Origin of the sequence: Rheinheimera sp. WS51, assembly GCF_050936095.1 — a bacterium.
GTDB lineage: Bacteria > Pseudomonadota > Gammaproteobacteria > Enterobacterales > Alteromonadaceae > Alishewanella.
Window position 1 is genome coordinate 113,883 of record NZ_JBOTRC010000006.1, and the last position, 18,787, is coordinate 132,669.

The 18,787-nt window shown below is 40.7% G+C and carries 19 protein-coding genes; 5 read left to right on the forward strand and 14 right to left on the reverse strand.

What is annotated here, in order from left to right; genetic code table 11:
- Window positions 1-42: 42 nt before the first annotated feature.
- The 4 genes from ACRCA4_RS09225 to sdhC are packed head-to-tail and all read right to left on the reverse strand — an operon-like array spanning window position 43 to window position 3,263.
- Window positions 43-762 (reverse strand): succinate dehydrogenase iron-sulfur subunit, encoded by a 720-nt coding sequence (locus ACRCA4_RS09225; RefSeq protein ID WP_433187305.1) that lies wholly within the window; start codon window positions 760-762, stop codon window positions 43-45.
- Between the two features lie 12 nt (window positions 763-774).
- Entirely contained in the window at window positions 775-2,547 is a 1,773-nt protein-coding gene (sdhA, locus tag ACRCA4_RS09230) for a succinate dehydrogenase flavoprotein subunit (RefSeq protein ID WP_433187307.1), read from the reverse strand.
- Entirely contained in the window at window positions 2,548-2,895 is a 348-nt protein-coding gene (gene sdhD, locus ACRCA4_RS09235) for a succinate dehydrogenase, hydrophobic membrane anchor protein (RefSeq protein WP_433187309.1), read from the reverse strand.
- Window positions 2,886-3,263, reverse strand: a complete 378-nt coding sequence (gene sdhC, locus ACRCA4_RS09240; protein WP_433187312.1) for a succinate dehydrogenase, cytochrome b556 subunit — start codon at window positions 3,261-3,263, stop codon at window positions 2,886-2,888. The genes sdhD and sdhC overlap by 10 nt, the downstream gene beginning before the upstream one ends.
- A 393-nt stretch (window positions 3,264-3,656) precedes the next feature.
- On the opposite strand from sdhC, the gene gltA reads away from it, so the two are divergent.
- The 3 genes from gltA to ACRCA4_RS09255 all read left to right on the forward strand — a co-directional run bounded on the left by gltA (window position 3,657) and on the right by ACRCA4_RS09255 (window position 6,719).
- Complete coding sequence (gene gltA, locus ACRCA4_RS09245; RefSeq protein ID WP_433187315.1) at window positions 3,657-4,940, forward strand: citrate synthase; 1,284 nt, start codon at window positions 3,657-3,659, stop codon at window positions 4,938-4,940.
- Between the two features lie 121 nt (window positions 4,941-5,061).
- A complete protein-coding gene (locus ACRCA4_RS09250; RefSeq protein WP_433187318.1) occupies window positions 5,062-6,279 on the forward strand; it encodes an aminotransferase class V-fold PLP-dependent enzyme in 1,218 nt (405 codons plus the stop codon).
- Complete coding sequence (locus ACRCA4_RS09255; RefSeq protein WP_433187321.1) at window positions 6,276-6,719, forward strand: SufE family protein; 444 nt, start codon at window positions 6,276-6,278, stop codon at window positions 6,717-6,719. The genes ACRCA4_RS09250 and ACRCA4_RS09255 overlap by 4 nt, the downstream gene beginning before the upstream one ends.
- 14 nt (window positions 6,720-6,733) lie before the next feature.
- Here the strand turns inward: ACRCA4_RS09255 and tcdA are convergent, their stop codons facing one another.
- The 7 genes from tcdA to ACRCA4_RS09290 all read right to left on the reverse strand — a co-directional run bounded on the left by tcdA (window position 6,734) and on the right by ACRCA4_RS09290 (window position 14,291).
- Window positions 6,734-7,519 (reverse strand): tRNA cyclic N6-threonylcarbamoyladenosine(37) synthase TcdA, encoded by a 786-nt coding sequence (gene tcdA, locus ACRCA4_RS09260; protein ID WP_433187323.1) that lies wholly within the window; start codon window positions 7,517-7,519, stop codon window positions 6,734-6,736.
- 49 nt (window positions 7,520-7,568) lie between these two features.
- A complete protein-coding gene (locus tag ACRCA4_RS09265; protein WP_433187326.1) occupies window positions 7,569-8,291 on the reverse strand; it encodes a pseudouridine synthase in 723 nt (240 codons plus the stop codon).
- 1 nt (window position 8,292) lies between these two features.
- Window positions 8,293-9,045: a 3-deoxy-manno-octulosonate cytidylyltransferase gene (gene kdsB / locus ACRCA4_RS09270; RefSeq protein WP_433187329.1), complete on the reverse strand. Its 753-nt coding sequence runs from the start codon at window positions 9,043-9,045 to the stop codon at window positions 8,293-8,295.
- Complete coding sequence (locus tag ACRCA4_RS09275; RefSeq protein WP_433187332.1) at window positions 9,033-9,230, reverse strand: Trm112 family protein; 198 nt, start codon at window positions 9,228-9,230, stop codon at window positions 9,033-9,035. Before ACRCA4_RS09275 ends, kdsB begins: the two co-directional genes overlap by 13 nt.
- Window positions 9,220-10,194, reverse strand: a complete 975-nt coding sequence (lpxK, locus tag ACRCA4_RS09280) for a tetraacyldisaccharide 4'-kinase (RefSeq protein WP_433187335.1) — start codon at window positions 10,192-10,194, stop codon at window positions 9,220-9,222. Before lpxK ends, ACRCA4_RS09275 begins: the two co-directional genes overlap by 11 nt.
- A gap of 40 nt (window positions 10,195-10,234) precedes the next feature.
- Window positions 10,235-11,986, reverse strand: a complete 1,752-nt coding sequence (gene msbA, locus ACRCA4_RS09285; RefSeq protein WP_433187337.1) for a lipid A export permease/ATP-binding protein MsbA — start codon at window positions 11,984-11,986, stop codon at window positions 10,235-10,237.
- Window positions 11,987-12,059: 73 nt separating this feature from the next.
- The gene (locus tag ACRCA4_RS09290; RefSeq protein ID WP_433187340.1) at window positions 12,060-14,291 is read right to left on the reverse strand and encodes a DNA internalization-related competence protein ComEC/Rec2; all 2,232 of its coding nucleotides are present in this window, start codon (window positions 14,289-14,291) and stop codon (window positions 12,060-12,062) included.
- A gap of 25 nt (window positions 14,292-14,316) precedes the next feature.
- On the opposite strand from ACRCA4_RS09290, the gene ACRCA4_RS09295 reads away from it, so the two are divergent.
- On the forward strand, window positions 14,317-14,841 hold the full coding sequence (locus ACRCA4_RS09295) for a DUF2062 domain-containing protein (RefSeq protein WP_433187343.1): 525 nt from the start codon (window positions 14,317-14,319) through the stop codon (window positions 14,839-14,841).
- 130 nt (window positions 14,842-14,971) lie between these two features.
- Here the strand turns inward: ACRCA4_RS09295 and ACRCA4_RS09300 are convergent, their stop codons facing one another.
- From ACRCA4_RS09300 to ACRCA4_RS09310, 3 genes are read right to left on the reverse strand one after another with little or no spacing between them, the layout of a single operon-like run.
- Entirely contained in the window at window positions 14,972-16,210 is a 1,239-nt protein-coding gene (locus ACRCA4_RS09300; RefSeq protein WP_433187346.1) for a lipoprotein-releasing ABC transporter permease subunit, read from the reverse strand.
- Window positions 16,203-16,886, reverse strand: coding sequence for a lipoprotein-releasing ABC transporter ATP-binding protein LolD (gene lolD / locus ACRCA4_RS09305; protein ID WP_433187349.1), 684 nt, complete (start codon window positions 16,884-16,886; stop codon window positions 16,203-16,205). The genes ACRCA4_RS09300 and lolD overlap by 8 nt, the downstream gene beginning before the upstream one ends.
- Window positions 16,879-18,123 (reverse strand): lipoprotein-releasing ABC transporter permease subunit, encoded by a 1,245-nt coding sequence (locus ACRCA4_RS09310; protein WP_433187352.1) that lies wholly within the window; start codon window positions 18,121-18,123, stop codon window positions 16,879-16,881. The genes lolD and ACRCA4_RS09310 overlap by 8 nt, the downstream gene beginning before the upstream one ends.
- Window positions 18,124-18,168: 45 nt before the next feature.
- Between ACRCA4_RS09310 and ACRCA4_RS09315 the strand changes: the two genes are divergently transcribed.
- Entirely contained in the window at window positions 18,169-18,765 is a 597-nt protein-coding gene (locus ACRCA4_RS09315) for a PilZ domain-containing protein (protein WP_433187355.1), read from the forward strand.
- The last annotated feature ends 22 nt before the right edge of the window (window positions 18,766-18,787 follow it).

Genomic DNA, 18,787 nt, shown 5'->3' on the forward strand with positions numbered 1-18,787 from the left:
TTAAATGCGCCGTTTTTTATTCACAGACCAAAAGCAGGCGCATTAAAGCGCCCGATTTAACAACATAGATTTAATCTCACCAATTGCTTTAGTTGGGTTTAAACCTTTAGGACAAACATTAACGCAATTCATAATGCCATGACAACGGAATACGCTGAAAGCATCATCTAAATCGTTTAAACGCTCATCTGTCGCAGTATCACGACTATCAACTAAGAAACGGTAAGCATTAAGCAAACCGGCAGGACCGATAAACTTATCTGGGTTCCACCAGAATGATGGGCATGAGCTTGAACAACAAGCACATAAAATACATTCGTATAGACCATCAAGCTTATCACGCTCTTCAATTGATTGCTTAAACTCACCTGCCGGTGGAATTTTACTATCATTAATTAGATATGGTTTAATTTTTTCATACTGTGTATAAAATTGGCCCATATCAACCACTAAGTCACGAACAACTGGTAAACCAGGTAAAGGTCGAACAATAATCTTGCCACCTTTAGTGCCTGCATCAGTTAATGATGTTATACAAGCTAAACCATTTTTACCATTAATATTCATCCCATCTGAACCACAAACACCTTCACGGCAGCTGCGACGGAATGACAATGTTGGATCTTGTTCTTTTAACCTGATCAGTGCATCTAGCACCATCATATCGCGGCCTTCAGGATTATCTAAAGTATATTCCTGCATACGAGGCGCTTTATCAACATCAGGGTTGTAACGATAGATTGAGAAAACTAATTTCTTCATCGCTGAGCCCTCTTAATAAGTACGTGCTTTAGGCGGGAAAGCATCTCGGAACTTAGGCTCCAAGTTAACTTTACGCTTAAACATTGATTCAGTTTCTGGCGTATAAACACTGTGACATAACCAGTTCTCATCATCACGATCTGGGAAGTCAAAACGAGCATGCGCGCCACGACTTTCAGTACGGAAATTTGCTGCCACAGCCGTTGCTACCGCTGTTTCCATTAAGTTATCTAGTTCTAAGCACTCAATACGCTGAGTATTAAAATCAGAGCTCTTGTCATCTAAACGGGCATATTTTAAGCGTTCACGAATTTGCTTAAGTTCTTCTAAACCTTCAGCCATTGCTTTACCTTCACGGAATACCGAGAAGTTTAATTGCATACATTTCTGTAGGTCTTTCTTAATTTGGACCGGGTCTTCGCCTTGACCAGGTTTAGAATCTTCCCAACGTCTAGTACGACTTAACGCCGCATCGATATCTGATTCTGTTGCCACACGTGGCTCTGCTGTTGCTGCTAAGGCTTTACCTAAATGTAAACCTGTTGCACGACCAAATACCACTAAATCTAATAGCGAGTTACCACCTAAGCGGTTTGCACCATGAACAGATACACAAGCAATTTCACCACAAGCAAATAAGCCTGGGATAATTGTCTCAGAGCCATCAACATTGGCTTTAATTACCTGACCATCAACATTAGTTGGAATACCACCCATCATATAGTGGCAAGTTGGAATAACAGGAATTGGCTCTTTCACTGGGTCAACATGAGCGAAGGTACGAGATAAATCACACACGCCAGGTAAACGACTTTCCAATACATCTTTACCTAAGTGATCAAGTTTTAACTTAAGGTGAACACCCCAAGGACCTTCACAGCCGCGGCCTTCACGGATCTCTGTCATCATAGAACGAGCTACAACGTCACGGCTAGCTAAGTCTTTAGCATTTGGCGCATAACGCTCCATAAAGCGCTCACCGTCTTTATTTAATAGGTAACCACCTTCACCACGACAGCCTTCTGTTACTAAAGTACCAGCACCAGCAATACCGGTTGGGTGGAACTGCCACATTTCCATATCTTGTAATGGAACACCTGCACGCAACGCCATACCAACACCGTCACCGGTATTAATGTGGGCATTAGTAGTAGAAGCAAATATACGGCCTGCACCACCTGTCGCTAAAACGGTTGCTTTTGATTTAAAGTAAACAATTTCACCTGTTTCAATATCAATCGCAGTACAGCCAACAATAGCACCATCTTGATTTTTAACTAAATCAAGCGCATACCATTCGCTAAATACTTGGGTTTTATTTTTTACGTTTTGTTGATACAACAAGTGTAATAATGCATGGCCGGTACGGTCAGCTGCTGCAGCTGTACGCGCGGCTTGCTCACCACCGAAATCTTTAGACTGACCACCGAATGGACGCTGATACACTTTACCGTTTTCTAAACGTGAAAAAGGTAACCCCATATTTTCAAGTTCAGTAATGGCTTCAGGGCCGGTTTTACACATATATTCAATTGCGTCTTGATCACCGATGTAATCAGAGCCTTTAACGGTATCAAACATGTGCCACTCCCAGTTATCTCGGTGAGTGTTACCTAAAGCAACTGTAATACCGCCCTGCGCCGACACGGTATGTGAACGGGTTGGGAATACTTTAGATAATAATGCACAGGTTAAACCTGATTCTGTAATTTGCAATGCAGCGCGCATACCCGCACCACCTGCGCCGATTACTACGGCATCAAATTCTCTTACTGGAATAGTCACTTAAGCACCCCACAAAACAAACAGGCCAACCGCAACATAAGCGAATGCCAGTGTATAAAGGAAAAACTGTAAAACTGCACGTAATCTTGCTGACTTAATGTAGTCAGTTAATACTTGCCATAAACCAATGCGGGTGTGCACGGCAATACAAACTAATGCCAATAAAGTGAATACCTTCATTAGAGTATTAGCAAACAATGCTTGCCATACTTCAAAGGTCACTTCTGGTGTACAAATAAAGAAACCAAGAATAAAAAAACTGTACAGCATCAGCACAACGGCTGTTGCTCTCAGTGATACAAAATCCTGCACGCCATCGCGTTTTAGGCTTGCTTGATTTAGAACCATAACCAAACTCCTGCTAATACTGATAATACAGCCCATAGTGCAATTGAAAGTTTTGCACTTAAGTTACCCGATTGCAGTTCTTCCCAATGGCCTAAATCCATAATCATATGACGGATTCCGCCAACAATATGGTAAGTAAGTAATGAGATTGAACCCCAAGCAATAATTTTGGCGAAGTGTGACGTCATTAGCTCTTTTACGTAATCAAAGCTTTGCTGGTCCTGTAACGAATACGCCCAGGCCCAAATAACGAATATCAACGCGAAAAACATTGCCACGCCGGAAACGCGGTGCAGAATTGACGCTATGGCAGGTGCCGGAAACGATATGGTGGAAAGGTCGAGATTAACTGGTCTTTGTTTTTTCACAGTGCTTGCCCATCGATGCCCATAATCGAGCTCTTGTTGTCATTGTCGTTGTTATTGCTGATTAAACAGCCAATACTCAATATTCAATACACTTTTTTGCTCAAGCTGGATCATTGTTCCCAGATTCAGCAAAAAAATATTACTGAGTGAACCGTTTAAAACAGCCATAGTATATATTTCACTGACCATTATTACAATTTTAGTTTACGCTAACATTGTAAAATGTCGATTTTGACCATTACACAATTTTATAGATAGAGCAATAAGACCTCTGTCGTATACATTATCAGCAAATATTGATTAAAATTGACTTATGGGGGGCATTTACAGGTAGAATAGCGGCCATTGTAAATAATTCCTTTAATTCGATACTACAACAACAGGAGAAATCCAATGGCAGATAAAAAGGCCGTCGTGCAGGTTGATGGGAAATCATTTGAGTTACCCGTTTACTCAGGTAGCGCCGGCACTGATGTGATTGACGTTCGTGCCTTGGGCCAACAAGGTTTTTTCACATTTGACCCAGGCTTTATGTCTACGGGTTCATGTGAATCTAAAATCACTTACATCGATGGCGATCAAGGTATGTTGCTACATCGCGGTTATCCGATAGAACAACTAGCCGACCATTCAGATTATTTAGAGCTTTGCTATTTGTTACTCGAAGGCGAACTGCCAAGTAAAGATCAATACGAAGATTTTAAAACCACTATCACTCGCCATACTATGGTGCATGAAAAAATTGCTGCGTTTTATCAAGGCTTTCGTGTAGATGCTCATCCTATGGCAATGCTTTGTGGTGTTGTTGGTGCTATGTCTTCTTTTTATCATTCAGATTTAGATATTAATGATCCTGCACAACGTAAACGTAGCGCACACCGCTTAATTGCTAAAATGCCTACTCTAGCTGCTATGGCGTATAAATATACGGTTGGCCAACCCTTTGTCCATCCACGCAATGATTTAAGCTTTTCAGCTAACTTCTTACATATGATGTTCTCTGTACCTGCTGAAGAATATAAAGTAAATCCTACCTTAGCTAAGGCGATGGATAAAATCTTTATGCTGCATGCTGATCACGAGCAAAATGCCTCTACTTCAACTGTACGCTTAGCGGGCTCATCAGGTGCTAATCCGTACGCATGTATTGCTGCGGGTGTTGCATCGTTATGGGGACCTGCACACGGCGGTGCTAACGAAGCTTGTTTAAAAATGTTACAAGAAATTGGCTCTGTTGATCGCATTCCAGAATACGTTGCACGTGCAAAAGATAAAGATGATTCTTTCCGTCTAATGGGCTTTGGCCATCGCGTTTATAAAAACTTTGACCCTAGAGCTAAAGTGATGCGCGAAACTTGCCATGAAGTACTCAAAGAGTTAAATATTAAAGATCCATTACTAGATGTAGCAATGGAGTTAGAGCGAATTGCGCTTGAAGACTCTTACTTTATCGAGAAGAAACTGTACCCTAATGTCGATTTCTATAGTGGTATTATCTTAAAAGCAATTGGTATTCCTACCAGTATGTTTACAGTTATTTTCGCTATGTCACGTACAGTTGGTTGGATCTCTCATTGGGATGAAATGTTAGGTGAAAAAGGCCATAAAATCGGTCGCCCTCGCCAACTTTACACCGGTTACACTAGCCGTGATTTCGTTGATTTAAACAAGCGTTAATTCTCAATCCTTAAAAAGCGGCTTTGGCCGCTTTTTTTATTTCTAGCACTTGCATATATTTGCGCCTACCGGGCAAAACAGGCAAAATCCTAATATTCTACTATTTGAGTCTCGTACAATTATGTCTTGCTTTGATATCCAGTTATTTCGCCGCCAGTTTCCATTTTTTACTGAACAATCTAACTGGGTATATTTAGATAATGCTGCAACAATGCAAAAACCTCAGCAAGTACTTGATGCAATAGCTAAATTTTATGCTAAAGATAACAGCAATGTTCACCGTGGAGCGCATAGCTTAAGCCAGCAAGCTACACAGAGTTTTGAAGATGCCAGAACCAGTATTGCTCAATATATTAATGCCAGCCTACCTGAAGAGGTTATTTTTTGTAGTGGTGCAACAGCGGCTCTTAATCAAATTGCTTTTGGCTTAATGCATACGGTATTACAACCTGGTGATCGTATATTACTAACTCAGTTAGAACATCACGCCAACATTGTACCTTGGCAACTACACTGTCAACGCCATGGTGTTATTATCGACGTTGTGCCTTTAACTGCGGAAAATAAAATTGACCTTGAAGCCTATAAGCAATTACTTTTATTAAAGCCTAAAGTCGTTAGTTTTTGCCACATCTCTAACGTGTTAGGTCATATTCAACCCGCAATGGAAATGATTGCTTTAGCTAAAGCTGAAGACGCAATTACGGTTATAGATGGCGCTCAAGGCATAGTGCATGAGCAACCAAATATGCAATTACTTGATTGCGACTTTTACGTTTTTTCAGGGCATAAACTTTACGGCCCCACTGGAATAGGCGTTTTATATGGAAAATATAAACAATTACAGCAACTTACTCCTATTTTTGCTGGTGGTGAAATGATAGATCAGGTTAGCTTTGCTAGCACATCATTTAATCAATTGCCTTTTCGTTTAGAAGCGGGTACACCCAACATTGCTGGTGCCATTGGTTTAGCTACTGCGATAAAGTGGTTGCAAAATGTTAATCAGAATGAGATAAAACAACATAAATTATTGTTAACCCAGCATTTACACTGTGGGTTAGCGAGAATACAAGGCATAGATATTCTTTCTAGTCCTATTCATAATGCCGGTATAGTGACATTCAATGTAGTTGGCGAACACCACTCGGATGTTGCCGAATTATTGAATCAACAAAAAATTGCTGTTCGCGCTGGCCAACATTGTGCCATGCCATTATTTAGCTACCTTCAACAACGTGGTGCGGTTCGATGCTCTTTAGCCGCTTATAATACGTTTGAAGATGTAAACCAGTGTTTGTTCGCTTTGGAGCAGGCCATGGAGATATTAACTGCATGAAACTAGAAAAATTATTAGCAGAAACACAAATTGGGCTTGAGGAAGTAAAACAAATAGATTTCCCATTAATAAGTCAAACAAAAGACTGGCAAAGTCGTTACCGCGTATTAATGCAGTTAGGAAAGAAGCTACCCGCTATTCCGGAAAAAATGAAAAATAATGATTTATTGGTTAAAGGCTGTGAAAGCCGCGCTTGGCTATTGCATTATCATGATACAGCCCATGATCAGCATTTCTTTGTTTTAGACAGTGAAGCGCGAATTGTAAAAGGCTTAATGGCGATTATGTTATGCCAAATCAATGGATTATCTACCGATGAACTAACGAAATTTGACCTAACACATCAGTTTGAAACGCTTAACTTTAAGCCTTATTTAAGTCAATCACGAAGTAATGGGCTAACAGCAATGATTAGCCACATTAAAAGCTGTATAAAATAAGATAAAATCCGTTTTTATTTAGACTTTGTCTTACTGAGTTTAAGCAAGAGTTTAGATACTGCAGCCAAACCAAAACTAGCAGTCACAACTGTTGTAGCGCCAAAACCACCGCTACAGTCTAAACGCATACTAGTGGTCATGTCTGGCTTTTGCTGACAAACACTGCCATCTGGCTGTGGGTACTTCAGTTGCTCAGTCGAGAATACACAATCTACGCCAAAGCGTCTTTTAGTATTACGAGTAAAATTGTGATCACGACGCAGCGCATTGCGTACTTTTGCTAACAAAGGATCATTAAAAGCTTGGCTAAGATCGGTCAGTTGAATTTGAGTTGGATCCACTTGGCCGCCTGCACCACCAGTCGTGATTAACGGAATTTTATTCCGCTTACAATAAGCAATTAACGCCACTTTTGCTTTTACTGAGTCAATTGCATCAACAACATAGCTAATGCCATTAGGCAGCAATGCTTGCATATTATCTGGCGCGATAAAGTCTGTTACCTGGTTTACTTTACAGTCTGGATTTATAGCTAAAATACGCTCAGCCATAACCGCAACTTTATCTTGGCCAACTGTTTGGCTAAGGGCATGCAATTGCCTATTTATATTACTTACGCAAACATCATCTAAATCAATCAGCGTAATTTCGCCAATACCAGAGCGTGCAAGTGCCTCAGCAGCCCAGCTACCGACTCCACCAATACCTATTACTACAACATGGGCTTGGCGGAATGTTTCCAAAGCCTGCTGGCCATACAAGCGACCAATACCAGCAAACCGCAATAAATATTCAGACATATTCCTACTCGACTACGAAGGTTTATTAAGTTATTAAAAACTGACTTGGCTATTTTGTCGCTTTAATTGCTTTATTTTTATAGCTTGGCCATGTTAAACACCAAGGCTTAGCCCACGGCTGTAGCTGCTGAGTTAATTGCTTAAAACGCTGGCCAATATCAGGTGGGCAAACATATGCAAAATCTTGATTAAATACAGAAAACTTAAGTGCATAAGCGTGTAAATATACCCGAGACTCAGCTTCTGCTTGATAAAGCACATCGCCGGCAATAGGCGCAGAAACACTTTTTAGCGCTACGCGTATTTGGTGCGTTTTACCTGTAAAGGGTTTAATTAAAAATGCTCTAAACGGCAAGTCAGCAAAGCCTTGGCTAATAAAATAGCTAATAGCAGGTTGATGCATCGTTTTTAGCAATTTCCAGCCAGAGCGCCGGCCTAAAACCATATCCCCTTTTACCCAGCCTTGCTTTTTTAATGGCTTGTCTAAACTAATTGCTAAATAATACTTTTCAATTTGCTGCAGACTAAAAGCTTTACTTAGCTTAGCTGCAGCTGCAGCACTTCGTGCCAACAGAATAAGGCCAGAAGTTACTTTATCTAAGCGGTGAACCGCATATAGCTTCATCTGTAACTCTTGTTCAGCTAAGACAACTAGACCGGGTCCATCATCGGAATGAAAACTGATCCCAGGTGCCTTATTAAGCAAAACAAAGTGATCTGTGACAGCCACTACTCGAAATGCCGCTTCGGTTAAGTTCGTATTTAAAGCCAAATTATTCTAAACCTTGGGCATAACGACACGCCTCGGCTAAGTCAGCGGCAGTATCTACGCCTACTGCGGGCGTTTCAAGCGCAGTGGCGACATGAATAGCTTCGCCATGCCATAACACCCTTAACTGCTCTAAACATTCAATTTGTTCTAATGCTGATGCCGGCCATTGCACATAACGGTTAATAAACTCAGCTCTATACGCATAAATACCAATATGCCGACGATACAGGCTATTAATTTGCTCTGAAAATTGTTTATCTCGATCAAATGGAATAACAGCTCGGCTAAAATATAAGGCGTAATTATCTTTATCGCAGACTACTTTTACCACATTAGGGTTAGCCACTTCTTCACTCGTTTCAATAGGCACCGCTAAGGTAGCCATATTAGCTTTAGACTGACTAGCTAAATTGGTCGCAACCTGTTTAATAATGCTAGGTGGAATAAAGGGCTCATCGCCTTGCACATTAACCACTACCGTATCAGGCGCTAGCTTTAATATGCTTACCACTTCTGCTAAACGCTCAGTACCCGAGTTATGCGCCTTCGACGTTAAGCAAACCTCACCACCAAAGCGTAATACTTCCGCTTCAACCCGAGCATCATCGGTTGCCACAACCACTTGGCTAGCACCACTTAACTTAGCCTGCTGATAAACCCGCTCTATCATCGATTTACCGGCTATATCCGCTAAAGGCTTTCCCGGTAAACGACTGCTAGCATAACGAGCGGGAATAACCACTACGAACGCCATTGTTCAACCTCTTCGCTTGACAGCTGCGTCGCTTCCTCTGCAATTAACACAGGAATATTTTCACGAATAGGGTAAGCGAGCTTATCTGCAAGGCAAATTAGCTGAGCTGAGTCTTTATCGTATTTAAGTTTTCCTTTACATACAGGACAGGCCAAAATATCGGTTAATGCTAATTTAAGTGCCATAGGTACTCCGTAACTGTGTTAAAAGGGTATTTAGTTTAGTCATTGCTACTGGGTCTAATTGTGCATTAACACTTAAACTATACCAATCAGCTTTAGCAAAATGTCTGCATTTAACTGCATCTTTTTCGGTCATTAATATTGGTGTTGTAATGTGGCTAAAGTCAGCCTCTGTAAACTGATAATGATCAATAAAAAAATGCTGTTGCAATAAAGTAAAACCGGCTTGCTTTGCTGTATTGACAAAACGGGCGGGATTGCCAATTGCAGCAACTAAACTGACAGCGCTAGGCGCTAAAGTGTTATTAGACTTCAAGCTTTTTGCACTGCCCGGTATCATCTGCATTACGCCATCAGCATAAGGTAAAGACTGACTATTGCTAATCACTAAGTCGGCCAAGTTAAGCCGCCAGCGTTTCTCTCTCAGTGGGCCAGCTGGCAACAAATGCTGATTCCCCAAACCACGCATGCCATCGACAATAATAATTTCTATATCGCGGCCTAGGGCATAATGCTGCAAGCCATCATCGCTTATAATAATATCCGCATCAGTTTGCTGTAATAGATACTCAGCTGCTTTAACGCGACCTGGATACACAACAACAGGACATCCACTGCGTTTAGCAAGTAATAAAGGCTCATCACCAACATCAACAGACTTGGCACTTTCAGTCACTAATACAGGTTCAGTTATCCTAGCACCATAGCCTCGGCTAACAATACCTGGCCGCCATCCTTGGGCTATTAATAACTGGCATAGCATTAACGTAAACGGCGTTTTACCCGTACCGCCAACAGTAATATTACCGACAACGATGACAGGAACGGCCAATTTATGTTGTTTTTTTATGCCTAAGCGAAACAATAAGCGCCGTACAGCAGTAATTAAGCTATAAAGCCATGTCAAGGGCAGTAATAACCAGACTAATTTACTGTTACCGTACCAACACTTCTCTATCCAATTCACATTTTTATCCAGTGTTAATTAACTTCGGCCGCAGCTAGCTTTAATGATCTGCACCAAATTGTAATTTATAAAGCTGAGCATAAACACCGTCTTGCTGTAATAAACTGGTGTGATCACCCTGCTCGACTATCTTGCCTTGATCCATAACTAAAATAGTATCGGCGTTTTCAATAGTTGATAATCGGTGTGCAATGACAATACTGGTGCGATTTTTTAATAACTCATTTAATGCCGCTTGGATCTTACGTTCAGATTCTGTATCTAACGCAGAAGTCGCTTCATCTAAGATAAGTATGGGCGCTTCGCGAAGTAAGGCTCGTGCTATAGCGATACGCTGACGCTGCCCGCCTGACAAACTGACTCCATTTTCGCCAATTACAGTATCAAGCCCCTCTTTTAGCGTTGAGGTAAATTCTAATACATGCGCTTTTTCAGCCACCTGCTGCAGCTGTTCTGCTGAAACCGGCTTAGTAAAACCATAAGTAATATTATTAGCAATACTGTCGTTAAATAAAGTGACATGTTGCGAAACGACTGCCATTTGCTGTCTTAATGAAGCTAATGTACAACTTTTAATTGGAATATCATCTATAGTAATATCGCCATCGAACACATCATAAAACCGAGGAAGCAAACTGGAAATCGTGGTTTTACCACTGCCAGAGCGGCCGACTAAGGCTATTGTTTTCCCTGCAGGTGCAGTAAAGCTAACATCATTTAACACCTGTTGCTCATGGCCAGGATAGGAAAAATTAACTTTTTCAAAGCGAATTTCACCCTTAATATTTTCTAAAACATGGGTACCAGTGTCTTGCTCTGCTGGCTGATCTAATACTTGATACACACTATCAGCGGCTGTTAAGCCACGCTGAAATTCACTGTTTACAGTCGTTAACTGTTTTAACGGCCGCAGCAGCATCATCATAGAGCCAACTATAGTGGTAAACTTACCGGCTGTTAAACTGTCTAGCATCTCAGGGAAACTGGCCATATAAATGACGAAGGCAAGCGCAAATGACGCTATAACTTGAATCGAAGACACACTAATTGCACGTGTTGCCTCCATTTTTACATCTTGGCGACGGGTTAAATTATTGACAGCGAAAAAACGTTCTTTTTCTATTTCTTGGCCACCGAAAGACAAAATAACTTTATGGCCATTTAACATTTGCTCTGAGCAAGTTGTTACCTCTCCCATTGCACTTTGAATATTTTTACTTAAAAGTTGAAACCGTTTTGACACTAAACGAACGATAACCGCTATTACTGGTGCTATTAATAAAAAAATGGAAGACAGCTGCCAGCTAATCCAAAACATCATCACTAATAAACCAAATACAAATACCCCTTCACGAATTAACACGGCTAAAGCGCGTGAGGTAGTTTGCTTTATTTGCTCTGTATTATAGGTAATTTTAGAGATAAGCTCGCCGGTTGAATGTTGATCATGAAAGCTAACAGGTAAGCGCATTAAGTGCTGGAATAATTGCTGACGCATTTCTTGTACTACATGAGTACCTACCCAATTTAAACAGTAACTCGCTATAAAATTAAACACCCCACGCATAATAAAAATGCAAATGATAAAGACGGGGGCATAGCGTAGGTAATCAGTATCTTTTTGATTGATACCAATATCGATAAAATCTTCTAGTTGTGAAATAAAATAAACATCAACTAAGGCATAGCCAAGCATACCAAACGCAGCCGCAAAAAAGCCTAGACGATAGGGTTTTACATAAGCTAATAAACGGCGAAAGCTTCGCTGTTTTTTAAGAGGTGAAGTCGTCAAAAGGTCATCCTACCTGAGTTTTTTGTTTATTCTAACGTGTTGTCGCTTAGGTTTCAGCATTTGAATGTGGCTTTTACTGCCACAAAGGTAATCTTTGCGGCCGATATGGCAAAATCTGTACACTATTTGGTCTTATCTGCAAACGTATAGCGCCACTAGTTGCGGTATTTAACATTGGAATGCCTAACATCTCTAAACGCTGACGTACTTGCTCAGAAGGATGCTGATGCCGGTTATATAAACTAGCACTATTTAATGCCAGCTGCGGCGACACTTGATGTAAAAACACATATTCACTTGAACTAGCACTACCATGATGACCTAGTAAGAGAACATTAGCCTTAAGATCTGGCTGCTGTGCTAGTAGTATCCGTTCTGCGCGGCTAGAAATATCTCCAGGTATAAGCAGCTGCCATCCCTCAATATCTAACTGCATAATACATGATCTATCGTTTTTGCTGGTTAAGCTAAGATCATCTAATGAAAAAAGTACCACCTTAGCCCCGTGATATCGCAACTGAATATCATGACAGGGTAACGCTTGGCTAGCATGGTCAATATTAGTAATTAACCTTAACTCAGGGTAATACTGCTGTAATAACTGCCAGTCTCCGGTGTGGTCGCTGTCGTTATGACTCAGTACAATATAATCAAGATGGCGTATACCCGCTTGTCGTAAATAGGGTAAAACCTGGCTAGAAGTCGCACTATAATTGTTATAGCGTGGTCCAACATCATATAACAATCCATGCTGATCTTTTTGCAATAACAAAGCTAAACCTTGCCCTACATCTATCAGGTGTAATTGCCAAGGAGTAGCACGGTATGCGTTGATAGCAATAACCACTACAACTAAGCCGCAATACAACACAGCTATACGCAAACGTGTTAGCCATAACACTATTATTGCCAGCAACAAGGCTAAGGTAGTTAACCAATGCATATTAGGCCATGCCCACCAACTTTGTTGCTCACTACACCACTGTAGCCACAGTAGCAGAGGTGTAAATATCCAGTCTGTTAGCTGCCAAAAAATGCCAGCAAAGGGCAGCTGTATGAGTTCAAAGATAAGCGTCACCAATAACATCGGTATAGCAATTATGCTAGAAAACGGCACAAAGACTAAGTTTGAAACCAATGCCAACCCTGAACTCCCGTTAAAAAATAGAACACTGAATAACGACATGATTAGCGTGAGGTATAAATGAAATCGTAGGTACAATATAAATTTATTGCGCCAGCCAGAAAGCTCTCTGGGTTGCTGCCAAATTAATAAAAAAATAATAGCAACGGCTAATATAGACAGCCAAAAACCAATACTTAGCACAAAAAAAGGATTAACCAATAGTAAAAAAGCAACGATGATTAACCAGTACTGAAGAAATGAAAATGAACGATGTTGAATTTTGCACATTACCAGTATCAATAGCGCGAAACTCGCTCTTAAGGTTGGAATTGAAAACCCAGCAAGCCATGCATACAGTAATGCACATCCTAAAGCGATACTGTATTGGATAACAGTTCGACAATTTACATTTTTAATTAATACTGTGTATTTTGCTAACCATAAGCTCCAGACAAAAACTAAGCCTATATGTAATCCGGAAATCGCCATTAAATGGCTTAGAGCAGAGAGTTGTAACCCTTGCCATAATTGTTGCGTAAACTGACGTTCGCCAACAGTTAGCGCTAACAATAACGATCTTGTATCAAGTTCACTTGTCGCTTGGGTCAGTTGCTTGATAAGATACGGCCTTAATAAAAACTCAGTTCCCAACAACTTTGCAACTATTGGGCTATTAAGCTGGCTATTATCCCTTTGCTGTACAATGGAACCTTGAGCAAGTATATGGTTTAGCATGGCATGACTTTCGTAGTTAAGACTACTTGGGTTAGCAAGCCCCATAATGGGTTTTAGCCTTACTTTTAGCTGCCATTTCTGACCTGCATGCAAATTTACAGGTGCAGACGGCCAATTTAAGCGAACACGATAGTCTTTAGCTACTCCGTCGTTTAACTGCAATACTATTTGGCTATAATCTAGATATATTTTAGGTGTTTCAATTATTGTACCTATAATCGTATCTGGGGCTGCCAGAAGTTGCTGTTGTGTCGTATAATAACCCTTCGTCTGTAACAACCAAAAACACAAAAATAACGTGGCGCCTAAAATAAAGGGACGCCGGTACCAAATAGCAAGCAAAACTATAGGCACTAAGATAAATAGTGTCGAAAGAGGTGGCACTATTGGAAAAAATAGCGACAATAGGCTCGCAGCAAATACACCAAGGCAAAATAACGTCATGTTCATTTTTTGTGAATAGGTTGTAATGGCAAAGAACTTTATTAAGAAATATCTACCATCTCCAGAAAAAATCAAGCAACAAAGATTATTAAAGTTGTTTGGTAGTTTATTGCACGATGGCAATTTATGGCATTTAAACCGTAAGTCTGCTCGCGGTGCTTTTGCTGTAGGCTTGTTTTTTGCTTGGATGCCAATCCCTTTTCAAATGGTAGCTTCGGCGGCTGTAGCTATCCCCCTTAGAGTGAATTTACCTTTATCTGTTGCCTTAGTCTGGTTAACAAACCCGTTAACCATGCCTTTTCTTTTTTATTTAAGTTACATCATTGGCAGTATCGTACTACAGACGCCAATGGAAGCTTTTGCTTTTGAGCCTACCCTACAATGGTTGCAACATAGTATTGCAACTATAGGTAAACCTTTTATAGTCGGCTGTTTTTTGATGGGAATTTTTTCGGCGATTGTTGGCTACTTTGGTATTGACTGGCTATGGCGCTTATCCGTTAAAAAAGCACAGACTAAGCGCCTATTAAAACGTAAAACAAAAAACTGAATTAAAGCCCCGTTATTAACCTAATATCAAGCTCTAGCGCTATACAAGCAAGCTTTAAATATCAGAAATCATCTTATAGTAACGCCTGCCTTGCCTAGTAACAATTAAACTCACTATCAGTCTAAAGTCATTATTTTTGGCCTAGTACAGCTGCCGGTTGCACTTTACTGGCACGAAGCGCAGGGTAAAAAGTTGCAATTAAGCTCATCAATAAAGCGACTAAGCATGTCAGAAAAACATCTTTTAATTGCAAAACTGACGGTACAAAATTAACAAAATAAATGCTTGGGTCTAATAAAGAATGACCGAGTAACTTACTAATTGCGGCAAAAATAAATTCGATATTACTGGCTAATAGTACACCAATAACACTCCCCAATAGAGTTCCAACAACACCATTTAGCCAACCTAGACAGATAAATATAAAAATAACACTCCGTTTAGACATACCCATAGTGAGTAAAATAGCGATATCACTTTGCTTTTCGCGCACAGCCATTACAAGCGTAGCCACTATGTTAAAGCAGGCAACGGCAATCACTAAGGCTAAGACTAGATATAAAATAGTCCGAACCATTTGAATGTCTTGATAAACATGACCTTGACTGCGAAACCAGTCTAGTAGATAAACATAATCGGTAGAAAGCTGGCCTAATTCACGTGCTGTTTCTGGTGCAGAAAAAATATCAGTTAATCGAAATGCCAGCCCTTGCACTCTAGAGTCAGGATAATCTAGCAATTGAGCGAGTGCGTCTATATCTAACCATGCCTGGCTGTAATCTAGTTGGCCACCAATAGCGATAACCGCTGATACAGTAAGCGCAACGTTACTATAACTGGCAAGACGCCCGTCTTCGGCTAACGCGGGTAAGAGTAACTGTACAGGATCACCTACCGATACAGCTAAGGCATCAGCGACACCTTGACCTAAGACTATCTCTGTCGCTGACAAGTCTTTAAGCTCGCCTGCAACAACATACTGCTTAAAATCACTGATACGCTGTTCATACTCTATAGCGATCCCTCTTACCTCTACCGCTTTTACTGCTAAGCCTTGGCGTAACATACCGTTAGTTTTTATATAAGGCGCCCCAGCTTCTACCCCTTTAGCTTGATTTAAACTTGCTAGTTTGGCTTGCCAGTTAGCAATTCCGTCATGAACTGACTCTAACTCAACATGGGGTATAACCGATAACAAGCGCTGTTTAAGCGCTTGTTCAAAGCCATTCATCACCGACAAGGCTACAATTAATATTGCTACACCTAAGGTGATACCAATAGTAGAACTTGCAGAAATAAAACGAATAAAGCCATTAGATTGACTAGTAGAGCGATACCGTCTGGCAAACTGCCAAGCCAGATTAGCCATGCCCTAACTCCAAACTACCTTCACGCATCAGATAATATTTATCTAATTTTTTCGCTAAGGTTAAGTCATGCGTAACAATAATAAAGCTGGTATTAGATTGCTGGTTTAATTGACGCAATAACTGATAAATACTTTCCGCTGTTTGCTGATCTAAATTACCTGTAGGCTCATCTGCTAAAACTAAAGCAGGCTCGGATACTAAGGCGCGAGCAATGGCTACCCGCTGGCGCTCCCCGCCGCTTAACTCAGCTGGCTTATGGCTAGCCCTATGCTCTAAACCAACACGTTTTAACATAGCCTGGGCTTTATTATTAGCCGCTTGTTTATTGTCACCATTAATTAATAACGGCATCGCTACGTTTTCTAACGCTGTGAAATCCATAAGCAAGTGGTGAAACTGATAAATAAAACCCAATTGCTGATTGCGTAATTGCGCTTTTCGCTTACTGCTCATTGTTGCAATATCTTCACCTAAAAGCTCAACTGAGCCACTGTCAGCCAAATCTAAGCTGCCTAAAATATGCAATAAGGTACTTTTGCCTGAGCCCGAACTACCAACAATAGCTAACATCTCACCGCTGTGAACGGTTAAGTCTACACCTTTTAGTACATTAACTTGTTGCAAACCATCGCGATAACTTTTGCTTATATGTTGCGCTGATAATACTTTATTCATCACGTAAAACTTCCGCTGGATTAATACGAACAGCCTTTCTTGCTGGGTACCATACCGCCAGCAACGTTAGCATAACGGCGCTTAATAAAATTAATAAAATTTGCTGTAATTGAATATCTATGGGCAAGACTCTAACAGTAGAAACCTGTAGACCAAGCAAACTTAATACATTATTTAATTGCCAACTTAACACAACGCCTGCTATAGCCCCGCTAACCGCTCCGACTACCCCGTTGCTAATACCCTGGATAGCAAAAATATTAAATAGCTGCCTATCTGTCATGCCTAAGGTTTTTAAAATAGCAATTTCAGCTTGCTTATCCGTTACCATCATCACCAGTGCCGAAACAATATTAAAAGCCGCTACAGCAACAATTAATAATAACATCAACCACATCATGCCCTTTTCCATAGCTACGGCTGAAAATAACTTACCATGGCTTTGCCGCCAATCGGTTACCTTTAATAAAGAATCTGTCGCTAATTGGCCAGATAAAACAGGCGCTGAAAAAGGATCTTTTAAAGTAATACGCCAAGCCGATACGGCTTGTTGCGACATTAAGCGCTGTAAATCAGCTAATGCAGTCACCGCTATCACATTATCAACGTCTGATTCAGTATCTAAAATACCCGTTACGGTAAATAAACGTTGGCGTGGCATCCAGCCCATAGGCGTATAACTGCCTGAGGTTGCCAGCATTAGCCTAACTTGAGCACCAACCGATACATTAAGTTGATCAGCTAAGCCTCTGCCTAATACAACAGCATAGCGTTTAGCAGCAAAATCCTGCCAGGTGCCTTGAATTAACGCATGCTGCATAAATTGCGGAAGTGCCTCTACTGTCACCCCTTGCATCATAACGCCGGTTAGCTGTCTTGGCGCTTGCACTAAAGCTTCAGTTTGTAGATAAGGGCTAACTTGTAATACCGAGCCATTAGTTTTAAGTGACTCTTGCCATTGCAGGTTATTTTTGTCAGCTTCAACAATAATATGTGGAATAACACCTAAAATTCGTTTTTTTAAATCGCCCTCAAAGCCGTTCATCACCGAGCTGACAATAGTCAACGCCATTACGCCTAGAAAAATTCCAGCGATAGAAAATAAACTAATAAAGGAAATAAAGGCATTGCCTTTACGGCTCTGGCTATAGCGCAGGCCTATCCATAAGCTGACTGGTATCTGCATCCTATTATTCAGGACAATGCCCACGTTAAATGATAAAGTGGCATCGATCATAGAGACAAATACCTGTCGTGACAAGCAGGTTGCAAAGGTAACATTATGAGCGAGCTAACTTTAACTGAACTTGAAACGCGTTATCATGATTATTTTAGCGTAGAGCATTGTATTAATATTAATATTAAGCCTCTGCCTGGTACCCTACCCGATTTAGCACAACTAGATGAGCATATCCCAGAAGCCTTTTTACTTAGCTCACAAAGTAGTGAACTTAATATGTCGGCACTGCGCTCACTTAACCGACTTGGCGAGCTTGCTGAAGAGCTAGCAAATTATCTAAAGCAACAAGCAAAAAAAATGGACTTACTTTTACAGTATGTTCTACGCCAGCAAGATATTGCCGAGCAACGTTTTTATAGCCTAAGTTACGGTGGCAGCGGCTGCAGCTATCAAGCTGACGCGCCTTTGCAGCCGTTACAGCCAGTTGAAATTAGACTATTTTTACCCAATAACGAAGGCGCTATATTTTGTTTTGGTCAAGTTGTAAGTTGCCAAAAGCAGGCTAATAACTGGCAAATAAACGTTGTATTTACCCGAATTAGAGAACAAGATCGAGAACTTATTGTTAGAGCCAGTTTGCACCAGCAATCAAAACTTCTGAAACAACAAGCTCAGCAACGGCAGCAGACTTCATCTTAGTATTATTGACTATTTAAGGTTT